This is a genomic window from Dehalobacter sp. (assembly GCF_030063005.1).
Taxonomy (GTDB): Bacteria; Bacillota; Desulfitobacteriia; order Desulfitobacteriales; family Syntrophobotulaceae; genus Dehalobacter; species Dehalobacter restrictus.
Window position 1 is genome coordinate 45,322 of sequence record NZ_JAPDHR010000026.1, and the last position, 18,962, is coordinate 64,283.

The 18,962-nt window shown below is 44.7% G+C and carries 14 protein-coding genes and 1 pseudogene; all 15 read left to right on the plus strand.

What is annotated here, in order from left to right:
• Positions 1–84 precede the first annotated feature (84 nt).
• On the plus strand, positions 85–642 hold the full coding sequence (locus tag OKX56_RS08365; RefSeq protein ID WP_287896164.1) for a TetR/AcrR family transcriptional regulator: 558 nt from the start codon (positions 85–87) through the stop codon (positions 640–642).
• 33 nt (positions 643–675) lie between these two features.
• Positions 676–2,727 (plus strand): proton-conducting transporter transmembrane domain-containing protein, encoded by a 2,052-nt coding sequence (locus tag OKX56_RS08370; RefSeq protein WP_287896165.1) that lies wholly within the window; start codon positions 676–678, stop codon positions 2,725–2,727.
• Between the two features lie 40 nt (positions 2,728–2,767).
• Positions 2,768–3,763: a respiratory chain complex I subunit 1 family protein gene (locus tag OKX56_RS08375; protein WP_287896167.1), complete on the plus strand. Its 996-nt coding sequence runs from the start codon at positions 2,768–2,770 to the stop codon at positions 3,761–3,763.
• Complete coding sequence (locus OKX56_RS08380) at positions 3,756–4,415, plus strand: NADH-quinone oxidoreductase subunit K (RefSeq protein ID WP_019226101.1); 660 nt, start codon at positions 3,756–3,758, stop codon at positions 4,413–4,415. Before OKX56_RS08375 ends, OKX56_RS08380 begins: the two co-directional genes overlap by 8 nt.
• Positions 4,416–4,426: 11 nt before the next feature.
• Positions 4,427–5,911 (plus strand): hydrogenase 4 subunit F, encoded by a 1,485-nt coding sequence (locus tag OKX56_RS08385; protein ID WP_019226102.1) that lies wholly within the window; start codon positions 4,427–4,429, stop codon positions 5,909–5,911.
• 90 nt (positions 5,912–6,001) lie between these two features.
• Positions 6,002–7,675, plus strand: coding sequence for a hydrogenase large subunit (locus tag OKX56_RS08390; protein WP_019226103.1), 1,674 nt, complete (start codon positions 6,002–6,004; stop codon positions 7,673–7,675).
• Positions 7,676–7,906: 231 nt separating this feature from the next.
• Complete coding sequence (locus tag OKX56_RS08395) at positions 7,907–8,722, plus strand: NADH-quinone oxidoreductase subunit B family protein (RefSeq protein WP_019226104.1); 816 nt, start codon at positions 7,907–7,909, stop codon at positions 8,720–8,722.
• Positions 8,723–8,905: 183 nt separating this feature from the next.
• Complete coding sequence (locus OKX56_RS08400) at positions 8,906–9,718, plus strand: carbon-nitrogen hydrolase family protein (protein ID WP_025205727.1); 813 nt, start codon at positions 8,906–8,908, stop codon at positions 9,716–9,718.
• A gap of 62 nt (positions 9,719–9,780) precedes the next feature.
• Positions 9,781–10,824, plus strand: coding sequence for a DMT family transporter (locus tag OKX56_RS08405; RefSeq protein ID WP_019226105.1), 1,044 nt, complete (start codon positions 9,781–9,783; stop codon positions 10,822–10,824).
• A gap of 123 nt (positions 10,825–10,947) precedes the next feature.
• Entirely contained in the window at positions 10,948–11,508 is a 561-nt protein-coding gene (locus OKX56_RS08410) for a PadR family transcriptional regulator (protein WP_019226106.1), read from the plus strand.
• A 50-nt stretch (positions 11,509–11,558) separates the two neighbouring features.
• Positions 11,559–12,399, plus strand: a pseudogene (locus OKX56_RS08420) (alpha/beta fold hydrolase).
• Between the two features lie 113 nt (positions 12,400–12,512).
• Complete coding sequence (locus OKX56_RS08425; protein WP_019226107.1) at positions 12,513–14,384, plus strand: ABC-F family ATP-binding cassette domain-containing protein; 1,872 nt, start codon at positions 12,513–12,515, stop codon at positions 14,382–14,384.
• Positions 14,385–14,475: 91 nt separating this feature from the next.
• Positions 14,476–16,095 (plus strand): ABC-F family ATP-binding cassette domain-containing protein, encoded by a 1,620-nt coding sequence (locus tag OKX56_RS08430; RefSeq protein WP_019226108.1) that lies wholly within the window; start codon positions 14,476–14,478, stop codon positions 16,093–16,095.
• 774 nt (positions 16,096–16,869) lie between these two features.
• Complete coding sequence (locus OKX56_RS08435) at positions 16,870–17,400, plus strand: sigma-70 family RNA polymerase sigma factor (protein ID WP_019226109.1); 531 nt, start codon at positions 16,870–16,872, stop codon at positions 17,398–17,400.
• On the plus strand, positions 17,375–18,757 hold the full coding sequence (locus OKX56_RS08440) for a hypothetical protein (protein WP_019226110.1): 1,383 nt from the start codon (positions 17,375–17,377) through the stop codon (positions 18,755–18,757). The genes OKX56_RS08435 and OKX56_RS08440 overlap by 26 nt, the downstream gene beginning before the upstream one ends.
• The last annotated feature ends 205 nt before the right edge of the window (positions 18,758–18,962 follow it).

The following is an 18,962-nucleotide window of genomic DNA, read 5'->3' on the forward strand; positions in this document are numbered from 1 at the left end:
TTGACAAGTTATTGGGTCAATCCTATAATTTATTGAGGCTACCTAACGTTAGGTAGGCATTTTGTTTTTTGGAGGAACACGACGGTGGAAACGAAGCAAAAGCTGATGGACTCGGCTTTCAGATTGTTTGCAGACAAAGGGACAGAGTTTTCCCTAACCGAAGTTGCCAGTGAAGTTGGCATCCAAAAAGCATCGATATATGCCCACTTTTCCAGTAAAGAAGATTTATTGTATGCGGTCATCAATCGGGAAATTAACCAGTACTTTCTCGAGATCAACGAGCATTGTGATGATCTGAAAAGCATGTTTGTTATGATTTTCGATTACTATGACAAGTCGCTGACCAAACTGTATTTCTGGAAGAGGCTGTTGCTTTTTCCACCTAAAGCTTTCGCTGAAACGCTGATTGCAAAAATCCACTGCTTATCAGAAGAGCGGTTCCAGATGGTTAAAGATATTATTCAAACCAATATGGATAAAGGGATTATCCGATGCCAGGATCCCGAATCCGTGGCAATATCCTATACGGCCATGACGCACGGGCTGCTGTCAAGCATCCTCATTTATCAACCTGAAGATGTGACTGTCCATTTTGAGGAGATTTGGGAGAATTTCTGGCGGGGGATCTGTTCAAATGGTTAAACGTTGATTTCACATATGGAGGACGAATGTTTCATGGAGCTTTTACTGCATCATTTATATCTAGTCTCAATATTTGGCTATCTGCTCGGAGCTGTTATTTCCCTTGGATATCTCTTCGTCAAAAAACAAAATACCGGCAATGTGATTGTCAATGCGCTATGTATCTTGGCTTCCGCAGCCGCAGCGGCAGCTTCAGTCGGAAAGATTTTCTCGGGCGTTGGAACGCTGAACATTTTTTCGCTACAATCCGCGATTCCGTTCATTACCCTAAATATCAGTATTGACAATCTTTCTGCTTTCTTTGTTCTGGCGCTGTCGATCCTGGTCTTTTGTGTTTCGATCTACTCGATCGGCTATATTTCCCATTACAACGGGAAAAGGAACATCGGCCTGTTTAACTTTCTATATGTAATGTTTATTATTTCAATGTTTTTTGTACTAACCTCGGCCAATGCCGTATTTTTCTATATCTCCTGGGAAGCAATGTCTTTGCTGTCTTATTTCCTGGTGGTATTCGAATCGGAAAAAGAAGAAAATCAGCAAGCTGGAACGTTATATATTGTAATGACCCATCTGGCAACGGCTTGTCTTTTAATTGGATTTATGATCATGTATCACTACACACATTCTTTTGACCTGACGATAGCTCAAAATGGCGCAGCGATCCCCGAAGTGGCCAGAAACATTGCCTTCATCTTATTTTTGATTGGCTTTGGCACAAAAGCAGGCGTTATCCCGCTGCATATCTGGCTGCCTTACGCTCACCCGGCTGCCCCGAGCAATGTCTCGGCTCTGATGTCGGGAATCATGATCAAGACGGCCATCTACGGACTGATCCGTTTTGTGCTTTGCTATTTAGGGGTGCAGAATACCTGGTGGGGAATTGTCATTCTTGTTCTGGGCATGCTGTCAGCTGTACTTGGGGTTGCCTATGCTTTGATGGAACATAATATTAAAAGACTGCTGGCCTTTCACAGCGTAGAAAATATCGGGATTATCCTGATTGGCTTAGGGGTCTCGTATATCGCCTTTGCCCAGAACCATTTGCTCATCGGCGGCCTGGCCTTAACAGCAGCGTTGCTGCATACGTTCAACCATACTCTGTTTAAAGGGGGGCTGTTTCTCGGAGCCGGAGCAATTCAATATGCTGTACATACCAAAGATATTGAAAAACTTGGCGGACTTCTGAAAAAGATGCCCGTTACCGGTTTCATGATCCTATGCTTTTCTTTGGCCATATCGGCCATTGTACCGTTTAATGGCTTTATCAGTGAATGGCTGACATATCAGTCCTTATTTGCCAATATACTGCCCGGACAGTTCGGCTTAAACTTCTTTTCGGCGGTCGCCGTGGCAGCGCTGGCTTTGACCGGAGCTTTGGCTGCAGCCTGTTTTGTGAAGCTGTTCGGGATATCCTTTCTAGGCCTTCCGCGAAGCGAACAAGCCGCGAATGCGCAGGAGGTTCCCAAAACTATGAATATCGGTATGGGCATTCTTGCGTTGATCTGCCTCGGGATCGGACTTTTTCCGTTAACGATCTTAAAGCTACTGGATCCGGTCGTTGGCAGCCTCGGCGGCGGCTCGGTCTTCAGTCAGCTTCAGGGAGGCTTTATGCTGGTTTATTATCCGCTGACGGTTTCCCCGGGCAGCATATCTCCAGTTGCGCTGATCCTGGCCTTGGCCGGAATCATCCTGTTGGCACTTCTGGTCATCCGGATCGTTGGTGGTAAATATATCGAGCGGAAATACGGAACGTGGGACTGCGGCTTTGAAGCGCTGAATGCCCGCATGCAGTACAGCGCAACCGGTTTTTCCAAACCGATCAAGATTGTTTTCAGGATCCTGTTTAGACCAACCAGGAAAATTACGACAGAGGGGGACTCCTTCTATTATCCGGAGTCAATCGAATATGCGACGACGGTCGCCTCGATATTTGAAGATTACCTCTATCATCCTGTCATCAAAAGACTTCAAAAGTTTTCCCAAAGAACAAAGTATAAAATTCAAACCGGCAGCATCCATAGTTATTTGATCTATATATTTGCGGCAGTTCTCTTACTGATGCTCTATAACCGTTTGGCTTAAACAATTTGACTGAGGGATTTGCATTCGAGGCAGAAGTTTAATGAAAGACTGTACACCGGGAAGGATAGGAAATGAAGCAATGAACAGCATCACCTATATTTTAATTCAACTGAGTGTTACTCTTTTGGCTGCACCGTTTGTGAGCGGCCTGATCAAAAAGGTCAAAGCTTTGACCCAAAAGCGCAAAGGTGCGCCTGTCTTGCAGATGTATTTTGATCTTTATAAACTGCTGCAAAAGACCTCTGTCGTTTCAGAGGTATCTTCGTGGATTTATAAGGTAGCTCCGTATATCGTTTTTGCGACAGCTCTGACTGCCGCGCTACTGGTTCCTGTGTCAACCAAGATTGTACCGGTGCTGATTCCGGGTGATTTTATTATGCTCGTTTCCATCCTGGCACTCGGCAGGTTTTTTATGATGGCTGCAGCCCTGGATACGGGGAGTACCTTCGGTGGGATGGGAAGCAGCAGGGAGGCCATGATTTCTTCACTGATTGAACCATCCATCCTTGTGACCCTGTTTACGGTAGGCCTCCTTTCCGGGTCCACTTCACTGCCTCGCATTATGCAGACCGTACAGGTTACAGGGTTTCCTTTGGCTCATCCGGTTTATATGATGGTGGGGCTGGCGCTGCTGATCGTTATCATTGCGGAGACATCCAGAATTCCGGTCGATGATCCGTCCACCCATCTGGAATTAACGATGGTGCATGAGGCGATGATCCTGGAGTATTCAGGCCGGCACCTGGCTTTACTGGAATACGGTGCAGCCGTGAAACAGTTGGTTTTTATCACCCTGTTTGTGAATATCTTCATTCCGCATGACCAGCTGATTCCGTTTATGGGCTTCGGCGCTGTTATTTTGTCACTTCTGCTTTATTTGCTCAAAGTGGCCCTTATGGCGCTGGTCATCGCGTTGATTGAAGTCAATACAGTTAAGTTTAAGCTTTTCAGTATCCCGAATCTAGCTGCCTTATCTTTTATTCTCGCTTTTCTGGGAATTTTACAATTCTTTATCCTGGGAGGTTATCATGTCTGAAAATCTTTTGGAAACCTTATCTGTGCTGATTTTACTTTCTTCTTTTGTGCTTATGGCCAATAAACGAATCAGTTCCTATATCAAGTCTTTCCGGATTCAGTCCATGCTGATTGCTCTGGCTGCCGGGGTCATGGGAGTCAGAAGCCTGTCGGACGAAGGACGCTGGGATATTTTGATTGTCTGTATCCTGATTGTTGTTCTGAAAGTCATCTACATTCCAGGTCTTCTGAACAGGACATATGCCTCTGTAAGGTACAAAGTTGAAAAAGACTTTATCTTAAATATTCCAATTCTGGTTCTGGTCTGTTGCGGACTGGTTGTTTTTTCTTACTTCACGCTGGCAACGATTGACGGCAGCAGCCAGGGGATGTCCAATATGCAGCTCGTCAACTCGGTTTCCGTGATCTGGATCGGCCTTTTCTTTATGATCAGCCGTAAAAAAGCGCTTGGACAAATCATTGGCTTTCTGGTCATTGAAAACGGTCTGTATATCACGGCCATGCTCGCAACGCAGGGAATGCCTTTCATTGTGGACCTTGGGATATTCATTGACCTGGTGACCTTCGTTCTGATCATGGGTATGCTGACGTTTCGAATTAATGACCAATTCGACTCCATTGATACGGATCAACTCAATAATCTGAAAGGATAAGATACAACGATATGGGCTTTTTACTTCTGGTCATTCCAATCATTGCCTTACTGCTGCTCTTTATACTTAAACCGAAGCGGCTGCTGCACCTCGTCAGCGTCTCATCTGCTGTGCTGCTGCTGATCATCGCAGCTGTCCTGACCTATAAAGTCATACTGTATGGAGCGATTGCTTATTCTTCGCTGGGCGGATTTTTCTATCTCGATGCCCTGAGCATGATGATTCTGGATATTGTCCTGATGATAGGTTTGATGGCGGCCATCTTTTCGATCGGTTATCTTGAGGAAGAAGTCAAACAGGGTAAGCTGCCGGCCAAAAAAATCCGGCTGTACTATATGCTGATGGTGACCTTTATTTTTACGATGGTACTGGCGCTGACAGTCAAAAACATGGGTCTGATGTGGATTGCGATTGAAGCGACAACGCTGGCCTCGGCCTTTTTAGTCGGCTTTTATAACAATCGTTATGCGCTGGAAGCTGCCTGGAAGTATGTGATTATCTGTTCTGTCGGTATTGCAGTTGCCCTACTCGGCATCATTTTACTACACCTTTCTTCGGCCGGAATATTGGAGAACGGCTCATTTTTGGACTGGACTGCGCTGTACGCCAACGCGGCATCCTTAAAAAGTTCCGTTCTGCGCCTGGCGTTTATCTTTATTTTGGTCGGATTCGGGACGAAAGCCGGCCTTGCTCCGATGCATACCTGGCTGCCTGATGCGCATAGTCAGGCCCCTTCTCCGATTAGTGCCATGCTGTCCGGTGTTCTTTTGAACAGCGCGATGTATGGCATTATCCGGACGACGGCCATTGTGAATCACAATCAGGGGAGCAGTAGCTTTACCGGGAGGCTCCTCATCGGGATCGGGATTTTATCGATTGCTACCGCGGCTGTATTTATTCTGACGCAGAAGGATTATAAACGGCTTCTGGCTTATTCCAGTATTGAACATATGGGAATTATCGCTGTTGCTATCGGGATCTTTACACCGCTGTCTATTTTTGGCGGGTTGCTGCATATGATCAATCACTCGCTGACCAAATCCATGCTGTTTTTATCTGCCGGTAATATCATGCAGAAATATGACACCAAACAGATTTTCAAGATCAAAGGGATTTTGAAAACGCTGCCTATTTCCGGAACGGTCTTTCTGCTAGGTCTGTTTGCAATTGCCGGAACACCACCCTTCAGCGTATTTGCGAGTGAGTTCAGCATTACCGCCGCAATCTTCAACCAATTAAACCTCTGGGTCGGAATTGTGTTCATTCTGCTTCTGGCGGCTGTCTTTGCCGGAATCGCTGTGACGCTGTTTAAAATGTTTTATGGTCAGCCGGACAGTACGGAGGCTGCTGATCCTAGGACAGGAGAAATCAACATTCCCGGAACAGTCTGCCTGGTTGTTTTACTGACAGCCGTTGCAGCCGGCGGGATCTATCTGCCGGAAACAGTCCGGGAGCTGATCATTCAGGCCCAGAGCATTGTCCTGGGTACAATCTAAGGAAGGGATTCGTAAATCCTGTTAGAACAAAATGGTTTAAAGATAGCAACATTGTGACCCCCAGACCTAATTTTGGCTAATCAAGCTTGGATGAATTATTTGAGCAGGGAATTTGAGAACGTTGTACTAGTCAATGAAATATTGCTGAAAATAGAGGTAGAGATGATGAAGGCATCTGAATTAAAACAAATAATCGCAGAAAAGTTCTTCGTTGCAGAGTTGGCCGATATTGGCGGGAGAAACAGGAAGGGCCGGGAGCATGAGCTTTACCTAAAAATAGCTTCGGAAAGTATTCCTGGAATATGCGCTTACTTAAATAAAGAACTGGGTTATCCGCTCGTTCTGATGTTTGCCAATGATGAGCAAAGCCAGAATTCTTGCTTCGGCGTTTATTACGTTTTTGCGGACAGACAGGATACGTTGCTTCCGGTGATAAAAACGTTGGTCAGTCCTGACAAAATGGAAATACCGTCAATCAGTCATGTCATCCAGGCTGCGGCAACGTATGAGCGTGAAATTAAGGATCTATTCGGAATCATCCCAATAGGCCATCCGGATGCCAAAAGACTGGTTTTTCATAGCAACTGGCCGAACGGGGTTTATCCACTGCACAAAGCTTTTCCAGCAGGGTACAGACCACAGCGGGCTGCAGAAGAAATCAGCTTTCGCAAAGTTGAAGGGGAAGGGGTCTATGAAATTCCGGTCGGACCTGTCCATGCCGGAATCATTGAACCGGGCCATTTCCGTTTCAGTGTGGCCGGAGAACCGATCATTAATCTTGAAGCGCAATTGTACTTTGTCCATAAAGGAATAGAGAAACTGGCCGAACAGCAAAGCATTGAGAAATGCCTGTATATTTCAGAACGGATTTCCGGAGATGAGACCTTTGCAAATTCCCTGGCGTACTGTCAAGCCATCGAAAAAATTGCCGGAATCGAGGCTCCGATCAGGGCAGCCTACACCCGGGTCATTTTTGCCGAGCTGGAGAGACTGACCAGCCATTTGGGCGATCTCGGCGGTGTTTGTCTTGACGCTGCTTATGGGTTTGCAACGTTCCAGTTTCGGATGATCAGAGGCTGGGCCTACGCCTTAGCTGATGAACTGTGCGGCATGCGTTTCCTGCGAAGTGTCAATAAGCCGGGCGGGATTAGAAAAGACTTTGTGGCAGGAAAGGAAACCAGTCTGATTGGCCAGCTGAATAAAATCCGCCGCGAGCTTGAGGAAACTGTCGAGATTATCAAAGCCAACAGCTTGTTTATTGACAGGATTGAAAATACCGGTATCCTTACGCTGGAAATTGCGGCCGATCTAAACGCGGTCGGCCCAGGTGGCCGGGCTTCAGGACTGCGCTATGATGTCCGGAAATCTTTCCCGTACGCAGCTTATCCGCAGCTCAATTTTAATATCCCGAAACATTACAACGGCGATATCAACTGCCGGCTGAATACCAAAATTGAGGAATGCTTTGAATCCATTAACCTGATGATCCAAGCGATCAATCAAATGCCTTCAGGGAAAGTACTGGAACTTGTTGAGGCTGTTGAACCGTATCGCTTTGCTTTCGGCTTGACCGAAGCCCCGCGCGGCGAGAACATCCACTGGCTGATGACAGGCGAGAACAATACTGTGTACCGCTATAAAATACGGACGCCGTCTTTCTGCAACTGGCCGGCCCTCTGTCATGCCGTCAAAGGCAATATTGTGCCGGACTTTCCGCTGATCAATAAAAGCTTTAACCTTTCCTACGCAGGGAACGATCTCTAAAGCAAGCGGCGTACTATGTATGAGTACCACGTTCTTAAATTACCTATACAGATTCTTGGCACATCCTCTATTATATATATCAAAAACCATTATCTAGGGCAGGTCTGAGGGCCACAATACCACTTTCCGGCCTTTTGTGCCATCCATGGCACAAAAGGCCGAAAGCGGTATTGTGGCATGCAGACATACCCCAGATAACAAAATATACGGTACGAGCAAGGAAGACGAAAAATGTTTAAGACGCTAAAAAAGATCATTCAATATCCAAGGCTTACCCAGGAATATCCCAAAGTACCCGCCAGTGGAGGTCCGTTCCTGGGGCAGACCGAAATCAATCCTGAAAAGTGCAATTTTTGCGGGGAATGTGTCCTGCGCTGTCCATCTCAGGCAATCGTGATGGCTAAGGAAGCAGGAATCATTGGGATTAACTATGACGCGTGCATCTTCTGTGTGCTGTGTGAAGAAGTCTGTCCGACAGGCGCAGTAACGACCACCAATCAATTTGAGCTGGCTGAAAAGGATAAAGCAATGCTCCACGTGGATAAAACAGTGGCTGTCAAAAATCAAACGCTGATTATTGATGAAAACAACCTGCCTGACACCTCCTACAAAGCGGTCTGCATGGACCTGGAAGCAAAGATTAAAAAAATGTTCGGCCGGAGCCTGCAGATCAGAGAGGTGGATTCTGGCTCCTGCAACGGCTGTGATTATGAAATAAATGCGCTGAACAATCCTGTCAACGATATTGAAAGGCTCGGGATCAGTTTTGTGGCGTCGCCAAGACATGCCGATATGCTTTTGGTGACTGGCACCGCGACGAGAAATATGCAGCTGGCGCTGGTGAAGACGTATCATGCAGCACCTGATCCAAAACTGGTCGTAGCAGTAGGTGCCTGCGCCTGCAGCGGCGGCATTTTCAAGGATTCCTATGCCACCAGCAACGGCATAGATTCACTTGTACCGGTGGATGTCTATATCCCTGGCTGCCCACCGAGGCCTCAGGCCATCATTTACGGCATCTTGAAAGCGCTGGACCGGATGAAGTAAAGTTAGAGTTGACAAGGTACCAGTTGACTTTTTCCGGACGTGTATGATAATGGATAGTAAGCAGATAAAAATCCTAAATAGAAGTATTTTAGGATTTTTTTTGTGCTATATTATTTTGATGATTGTTCAGCTTGATAAATTGAGAATGTATAAGAATAAAAAACGTGTAAAGGATGGATCTTCTTGTCTATTGTTCGAGCTGCAGCGCTTCAGTTACAAGTATCTCCAGACAAAATGGAGAACTTCAACCGTCTCCAACAACATTTGGACAGCCTGGCTAAAGGGAATGTCGATCTGGTCATTTTTCCGGAAATGTTTAACTGTCCGTATCAGACGTCTTTATTTCCTGATTATGCAGAGGAAGAGGGCGGGGCATGCTGGCAGAAGCTTTCATCTCTGGCGGCACAGTATAAAATGTACCTCGTTGCAGGTTCGATGCCGGAAAGAGATCCGGAGAACAAGATATATAATACATCGTACGTGTTTGACCGCCAAGGCCGGCAAATAGGCAAACACCGCAAAGTTCACCTCTTTGATATCGAGATTGAGGGCGGACAGCAATTTCGGGAATCGGATACCTTAAGCCCTGGAAACAAGGCCACTGTATTTGACACGGAATTCGGAACGATTGGAGTCTGTATTTGCTATGACTTACGCTTTCCGGAACTGGCGAGGCTTATGGTTGATCAGGGTGCGAAGATCATTATTGTGCCGGGAGCCTTTAATATGACGACCGGTCCGGCCCACTGGGAGATCCTTTTCCGTACCCGGTCAGTGGATAATCAGGTTTTTACGGTGGGCGCTGCTCCAGCCCGTGATCCGGAAGCCAGATATACGTCCTGGGGGCACACGATCATGGTCGGACCATGGGGGAATGTCTTGCAGCAAATGGATGAACGGGAAGGTTTTATTATGCAGGATCTGGACCTGGCTGAAGTTACAAAAGTACGCCGTGAATTGCCGCTTCTTGCCCAGAGAAGGTCGGACCTGTATTAACTGACTTCAAAATGTCATCACGTAACGCGGAGATTATGACAAGGTAAGGCAGGGAGTTTTCGATGCAGAAACAAAAGTTTGCAGTATTCCAGGCACTCCTGGCAGCCGCACTTTTCGGGATAAGCACGCCATTGTCCAAATTGCTATTGTCCCATTTATCACCGATCATGATGGCTGCGCTTCTCTATCTGGGTGCAGGGAGCGGCATGTTGGTGCTGCGATTGATAATTAAAGTAAATAAGCCGTTATCTAAAGAAGCAGGTATTGCCAGGAAGGATCTGCCCTTTACAATTGGAATGGTTCTTTTGGATATGAGTGCGCCTATCCTGCTCCTGGTCGGATTGACTACGACTGCGGCTGCTAATGTATCTCTATTGAGCAATTTTGAAATCGCGGCGACGGCATTTCTTGCCTTGTGGCTCTTTAAGGAGACAATCGGGCCAAGGCTCTGGACGGCAATCATTCTCATTACTGCTTCCAGCATACTCTTATCACTAAAAGATCTTCAAGGACTGTCATTCTCCGCAGGCTCAATATTTGTATTACTGGCCTGTCTCTGCTGGGGATTAGAGAATAATTTTACGAAAATGCTTTCGCTGAAAGATCCTATGCAGATTGTCGTCATTAAAGGATTGGGATCTGGAGCTGGCTCCTTGCTTATTGCCTTTGTCACCAAACAAATGACAGCCGATTACAGCTATATTCTTTTTACGCTGATACTGGGATTCTTTGCTTATGGCCTCAGTATCCTTTTCTATGTCAGAGCCCAGAGAGACCTCGGGGCGGCTAGAACAAGCGCCTATTATGCTGTTGCACCGTTTATTGGCGTTGGCTTATCTTTTATTGTCGCCAAAGAACCCATAACAAGTAATTTTATCATTGCAGCCATTCTAATGATATTCGGGGCCTATTATGCGGCTAGGGAGAAACATGACCATCAACATCGTCATGAAGCGTTGTGTCATGACCATCGCCATCATCATGGTGACGGCCATCATAGCCATGTTCACGCTGATTTTACGACAGGGGAGCACAGTCATCCGCACGAACATGAAACCATACAACATGCGCATCATCATGCACCGGATATGCATCACAAGCATTAGGCATTAGACCTGATTTGATATTAAAACTCTTTATAAATGGGATAGCACTTTACAAATACAGTAACATATGTTATTAATAACATATGTTACTGTATTTTTTAAAATGGAAGTGAAGACGAACAAATGATGTCCATGATGATGTCCATTAATTATGCGATTCTGGGAATTCTCAGTACGCAGTCTCTGACGGGGTATGATCTGAAAAAAATTATTCAGGATTCATCGTTTATGTATTGGTCCGGCAATAACAATCAGATCTATAAAGCCTTGGTTGAACTACTGAACCTGGGTTTTGTGACCAATGAAATCCAGATGCAGGAAAGTTCACCTGCCAAAAAAATCTATACGATCACGGCAGAGGGGATCGTAGAATTGAAAAAATGGGTGCTTTCAACGCCGGAAATCGCGGAAATCAAAAAAACATTTCTGATACAGCTTGCCTGGTCGGATCTCCTGAATGATGAGGAATTGAAAAATTTGTTGTTGGCATATGAAGAGCAAATAAAAATGCAGATCATCCTGGAAAAAGAGAAAAGCCGCAGAGGCAGGTTTTCACCAGCCAGAAGCAGAAGGGAACTTACTATGTGGGGGATGATTCAAGAGAATATCATTTCATCCTATGAAAGTGAACTGAGCTGGCTGGAAACGGTCCGGAATAAGCTCGGCAGCGATTTCCAGCAATGAATACACGACAAGAAGAAAATGGCAGATGAATATCGAATGGAGGGAAAGCTATGAAAAACAGAATGGCCTTCCGTACTCCGGAAGGGAAAAAAGAAGTTCTCAGGATATATGATGCTTTATTGGAACAATGGTCAACGCAATATGAGATGATCCATCTGACTACCCGGTATGGCAAAACGTTTGTTTTAGCAGGAGGCGATCCGAACGCGCCGCCGCTGATTCTTCTCCATGGCAGCGGGATGAATTCCGTGATGTGGCTGGGTGATATGCCGACCTATACGAAGCATTTTCGCGGCCGTCGATATTCCAGGGGAACCTGGGAAAAGTGCCGAAGAACAGCTGCCTTTCGACAGTTCTGCTTATGCGGAGTGGCTTGATGATGTCTTTGGAGCGTTAGCGATCAATAAAGCAAGTATAATCGGGATTTCTTTAGGTGCCTGGCTCGCGATCAAGTATGCTGTTTTCCGGCCGGAAAAAGTAGAAAAGCTTGTTTTGCTTTGCCCATCCGGCGTCGGACCGCAAAAGGGTTCTTTCCTTTTTACAGCGATGTTCTATATGTGTTTTGGAGATCGCGGACTAAAAAAACTTTTCTATAAAGTGAATGGTAATCAGCCTATCCCCGATATCGTGCTGGATTATCAATTGCTGATTGGCAAGAGTTTCAACTTTCGCCGTGAAATGATACCCATTTTTCCCGATCAGGAACTGAAGTCCTTGACGATGCCGGTAGTTTTATTTGTCGGCGGCAAAGATATCATGCTTCATTCGGCGAAGACTGCTCGGCGGATGGAAACATTGGTTCCGCAGGGTAAGATCAATATTCTACCCGAGGCAGGCCATACACTTACCAATCTAACCACGGAAATCTATGATTTTTTAATTCAGGAATAATGTTATTAGAAATTTTAGGTGCGATATGATATCTTTAACATTGGCTGCCTTTGCAAGGAGTTATTTTACCGCGAGAATGCGAAACTATTTTTAGCCAGTGTGAGGTGCTTCATTTGATTCTATTATCGGCAGAAAAGATTACGAAAAGTTATAGTGAGAAAAAACTCTTAAAAGATATGTCTCTATTCATAAATGAGGGAGATAAAATCGGTGTGATCGGGACTAATGGCACCGGGAAATCAACTTTTTTAAAGATCATCGCCGAGATTGAAACGCCGGATGCCGGTACGGTGACGATGGCTTCCGGCGTCAGGATCAGTTATCTTCCGCAAAACCCCATATTCGGTGAACATCTGACGGTTTTGGAACAGGTGTTTCTGGGAGCCTCATCCGAAGACCAGGACTTGATGGAATATGAAGCAAAGTCGATTTTAACCAGGCTGGGCATTACGGATTTTTCAATGGATGTCAGCTTTTTGTCTGGCGGAGAAAAGAAACGCGTTGCGATTGCGCGTGCTCTGGTCAAACCGAGCGAAATTTTGATTCTGGATGAACCGACCAACCATTTGGACAATGAGATGGTCCTCTGGCTGGAAAATTATCTGCGCAAATACAGCGGAGCGATTGTTATGATCACGCACGACCGCTATTTCCTCGATCGGGTGACCAACCGGATGATTGAGATCAGCCGGGGAAACCTCTATAGCTATCCGGCGAATTATACCAAGTATTTGGAGCTGAAAGCTCAGCGCGAAGAAATGGAAATCAGCACGGAAAGAAAAACCAGCAGCCTCTACAAAACGGAGCTGGAGTGGATCAGCCGCGGCGCCAGAGCCAGAGGGACGAAAAGCAAAGAACGGATTGAACGATTTAAGCAATTAAGTGAGAGAGAAAGACCAACAGCCGGGGAGAAGCTGAACCTCAGCTCGGTGGCATCACGCCTTGGTAAAAAGACCATTGAAATGAACCATATCGCAAAATCCTATACCGGAAAAATGCTGATCCGGGATTTTGACCATATCATTCTGCGTGACGCCAGAATCGGCATTGTTGGCAAAAACGGCTGCGGCAAATCGACGCTGTTAAAAATGATCATGGGCCTGGTTGAGCCGGACAGCGGGACGATCGTTACAGGGGAAACCGTCAGGATCGGTTATTTTTCACAGGAAAGCGAAGAGATGGACCCCTCTCAGCGTGTCATCGCCTATATTCGGGGTATTGCCGAAAACATTGAGACGGTGGACGGAACAGTGACAGCCACGCAAATGCTGGAACGCTTCCTGTTTCCAGCTGATTTACAGTGGAATACCATTGCCAAGCTTTCCGGCGGCGAACGCAGACGACTTTATCTGCTCAGCGTGCTGATGAAAGCCCCGAACATCCTACTGCTGGACGAGCCTTCCAATGATCTGGATATAGAGACGCTGACCATTTTGGAAGATTACCTGGAGAACTTCAACGGTGCTGTGGTCGTCGTCTCCCATGACCGTTATTTCCTGGATAAAGTCGTAGACCGGATCTTTGAATTCCAGGAAGACGGGACACTGCGGCAATATGTCGGCGGTTATTCCGATTATCAGGAACAAATTACGGATAAGGGCAGAGAAGAAAAAGATAGTTCTAAAAGAAACAGTCCTTCAAGTGGTTCAAGTACTTCAAATACTATAATCACTTCAAGCAACATAGGCATTTCAGACCAATTTAATTGTAGTGATCCCCAGGGTGAAACCGCCGAACCCAGGAAAAAATTGAAGTTTACCTACAAGGAAGAACAGGAATACAGAAAGATCGAAGAAGAGATTGCACAGCTCGAAGCAAACTTGCGTACACTGGATGAAACCATTTCGCGGGAGACCAGTAACTATGCCAAATTGCAGGAATTACTTTCCGAGAAAGAAGCGTTGGAATGTGCCATTGCCGGCAAGATGGAACGCTGGATCTATCTGAACGACCTTGCTGAAAAAATTGCTGCTGCAAAATTATAATCCTTCGACAAACGTTGATTACGTATGTTATAATGACTACTTGATTGTATTATAATGGCGACTTGGTTGCACGAATAAGGATGGTAATAAAATGATCAGTACGACTGGAATATCTCTTCGTTACGGCGGACGTGCTTTATTTGAAAACGTCAATATTAAATTCATCCCCGGGAACTGTTACGGTCTCATCGGTGCGAACGGCTCCGGCAAATCGACCTTTTTAAAAATTCTCTCCGGTGAGATAGAAGCCAATAAAGGAGATGTCTCGATTGACCCCGGTGAAAGAATCGCTGTCTTAAAGCAGAACCACTTTGAATTTGACGAAGTTGAGGTCTTAAAAACCGTCATGATGGGCCACAAAAGGCTCTGTGAGGTTATGGATGAAAAAGAAGTTCTCTATGCCAAACCCGATTTTTCCGAAGAAGACGGCATGAAGATCGCCGAGCTGGAAGCGGAATTTGCAGAAATGAACGGTTGGGAAGCCGAATCCGAAGCGGCAACCCTCTTAAACGGACTCGGTATTGGCGAAGAGTACCACGATAAAAAGATGAAGGAACTCGACGGCAATGAAAAGATCCGGGTCCTTTTGGCCCAGGCCCTATTTGGAAGTCCAGATATCCTGTTGCTGGACGAACCCACAAACCACCTCGACATTGCCTCCATTACCTGGCTCGAAAACTTTCTGTATAACTTTGAGAACACCGTCATCGTCGTTTCTCACGACAGACACTTTTTAAATAAAGTCTGCACGCATATTGCCGATATCGACTTCGGCAAAATTCAGCTTTATGTTGGTAACTATGATTTCTGGTACGAATCAAGCCAGCTGGCGTTGAAGCAGATGAGAGACGCTAATGAAAAGACGGAAGCCAAGAAAAAAGAATTGCAGGAGTTTATCCAGCGGTTCAGTGCCAATGCTTCCAAGTCCAAACAGGCCACATCCCGTAAAAAGCTTCTGGAAAAACTGACTCTGGAGGATATCCGACCGTCATCCCGCAAATATCCGTTTGTTGATTTTAAACCGGACAGGGAAGCAGGGAATGACTTGCTGGCCGTGAACGGAATCAGCAAAGAAGTAGAAGGGGAAAAGATCCTGAATAACGTCTCATTTATTGTCAGCAAAGGCGATAAGATTGCGTTTGTAGGTCCTAACGGTCTACCCAAGACAACCTTGTTCAAAATATTAATCGGGGAAACAACTGCCGACAGCGGAGACTTCAAATGGGGCGTCACCACATCCCAGTCCTATTTCCCGAAAGATAACGCGGCCTATTTTGACAATGTTCATCTGAGCCTTGTCGACTGGCTCAGACAATATTCCGGTGACCAGACCGAAACCTTTGTCAGAGGCTGGCTTGGCAGAATGCTTTTCTCCGGCGAAGAAGCGCTGAAGGAAGCAGCAGTGCTTTCCGGAGGCGAAAAGGTCCGCTGCATGCTGGCGAAGATGATGCTCTCCGGCGCCAATGTGCTGTTGTTTGACGAACCGACCAATCACCTCGACCTGGAATCGATCACTGCCTTGAACGACGGGCTGATCAATTATAAGGGGACGATTCTGTTTGTGTCACATGACCACCAGTTTGTTCAGACCGTGGCCAACCGGATCATTGAAATCACGCCGAACGGGATCATCGACAAGCAGATTACGTACGACGAATATCTGGAAAGTGAAGATATCCAGGCGCTGCGCAAAAAGATGTACGAGATGTAGGCTATTTTATTTCCTAATATAAAATGTAAAGCGGCAGAAAAAATTGATGCTGTTCATCGTTTATTCAGACGATTGGCAGCATTTTTATTTTTGAGCAATTTGACTTTTTGGGTCGAATCTGCTTGTGAGAAAATTCCTATTTTAAATGATGATGTGGTACAATTTGGAAACCCCGACGTTAACCATGTGAAGCGGGGTGACAACCCCTGCAAGCCGCAGATCGGCTTCGGTAGCGAGCGAGGCCTGTTCATGTAACAGAACAGATTGTCCTTGATGAATCGTAGGGATGGACGGCGTAGTCGAGCGCCGCGTTCAGCATGCCCATGATGTTCACGAGCATGTTCTTGAAATACCCGTGCAGGTATATGTCGTTGGTGAACTCTTGGAGCATCGCAGGGCTGAGCGCCTTCAGGCGGTAGTGCCAGAGCTTAGGCTTGACGTGGTTTTTATGATAACCTCGTGCCCCGTGTAGGTGTTACAGTGAACCTCTCAGCTTGAATATTTAACATCAGGAAAATATAGTGATATACGTTTTTCTGCGAAAAGTGTTGCAAAAATTGCTACATCAGTCAGGGCACCCTAAATTTTTAGCTTTATTTTTCTTCTAAATGCTGGTAACGTGTGCTTGAAATTCATGAATAAGTTTTTGTATTACAAACACTTAAGCTTCTTTGAGCAACGTGTTAAATTTCAAATCAAAAAGCTATAAGTAATATATAATAATGTAAGGTTTTGGCAATAAGATGTGTCTAATAGGTGAAAGGGGGTTAAGCGGTGCCTGTAAATATACCAGATTTAGAAAAAATGATGGATCAATATGGTGATGACATTCTTCGTCTCTGCTGGTTATATCTAAAAGACATTCACCTGGCAGAGGATGCCCTACAGGATACTTTTATCAAAGCATACAGAAAATATGGGACTTATAATAGACAAGCAAGTGAAAGAACTTGGCTCATTAGTATCGCCATGAATGTATGTAAAAATTATCTGCGGACTTCATGGTTTAAAAGAGTCATCACGGTTGACAAAATCGACGAGCATTTAATGAAGAATTGTAATAACAATATTTTAGTCTTGGAAAGAGACAACGGCGAAATTCTGGAACAAATCATGAACTTAAGTCCAAAGCATAAAGAAGTTATTTTTCTGTATTATTATCAGCAATTTAAGATTAATGAGATTGCTGAAATTCTTAAAATGAAAGAATCTACAGTTGCCGTGAGACTAAGCAGGGCCAGAGAAAAATTGAAACAAAGTATGGAAAGGTGGTCTTATCATGGACAAGTTCGACAATCTGAATGAAATCATTGAAGATAAACTTAATCACATTGTAGTTACAGATTCCCTTAAAGAAAGGATTAAGACAAAGGCCAGCAAGAGCAAGGCTCCCAAATCTTACTCGTCTGGTTATAAACGAGCTGCCATTTGTACTGTAAGTTTTGCTACAGTAGTAATGTGCATCGTATTTTTATTTCATAGTAATATTTCTGAGGCTTTTGAGCCGCTAAAAAAGTATATACCAGGTTTAAATGCAGTTATTGTGGATAGTAATGATGCTGAAACCTATGCTTTAGTCGATAGCAGTATTATTTTTCAATCTGAAAATGGACAAAAAATTGAAATTCTCTCCTGTTTCACTGACGGCAATGTTGTCAAAGCTGTAATCAGAAGTAATATTCCTGTAGAATGGAAACAAAACGATACTCAATTGGTCACTGACAGCAAAGGCAATAAGGGTAAGCTTACTGAATTTAATGCCATGGGTGACGGGGAGAAAGGATCTTCTGATTATGAGTGGATCGGCTCTGCAAGCTTTCAATTTGGCCGTGTTGTTGATCGTTTTAATTTGTTAATCGGAGGACTAACAGTGCCGGTCATTATGTCGAAGGTCGAGGGGGTTGAGCATTTTGAGGATTTCGGCAATGTATCTTATGAAAATGGTATACGTGTGGCGGCTTTAACACAGTATAAAGATAATTTGCTTGAAGTCAAACTGATAGGATTAAGTGACGATAATAAGAAAATATTAACTTACGGTAATATCTATCTTGTCGACATACAAGGCAAAAAATATCTTCCTGTATCCTCTCAGGATAAAGATGTCCCCCAAAATACATTTTATTTTGAAGCTCGTTTAAAGGATGATTTAGAAGCAGTAATTCCCTATATAATTCTTGCTGATAATGAGAATAAAAAGGTGGATCTAAAGTTGGAAATTCCATCGGAAGGGGATAATACTCCCGTCGATCTGCCGGTTAGTATTGGCACTTACAACGTCAATATTGTTGCTTTGCAGCGGATGGTAAATGAAAATTCCATTGTTGTAAGACGTTCAGATGGGAGTAAAAAAACCGTAGAAAACCCCAGCAAAACTGGACTGCAGATTGTTATTGATAAAAAATTTGACAAGGCAATAAAGAATGGTTTGTCAGGTTTTACATGGTCATGCGATCAGAAATACAATGCCATTCCATTACAGATTGATGGAGAAGCAACATTTGTTGATCCCGGGTATGAGCAAAGCGATAAATACGGTGAACCCCGTTATGAAGTAATCAGTTTGCCTAATTTCCCTGCTGAGCAAACAACACTGGATATTACACTTGAAAATTTCCAATATTATCTTGAGGGAGATTGGAGTATTACTCTGAAAAAGTAATCAAAAAAATATCAGAGATCCAACTGTAGTGACTACTGGAAAATAAATTTCTATGTTGCGTATGCTTATAGTAAGACATGCTTCGAAAATTGTAAATGGAAATAGGGCTCATTATGGAACTTGGGTATGGGCAAATGATACATCGGATCTTGAAGTACAACATTCCGGAAACACAGTGAATTATTATAGTATGGCGTATTGAGTA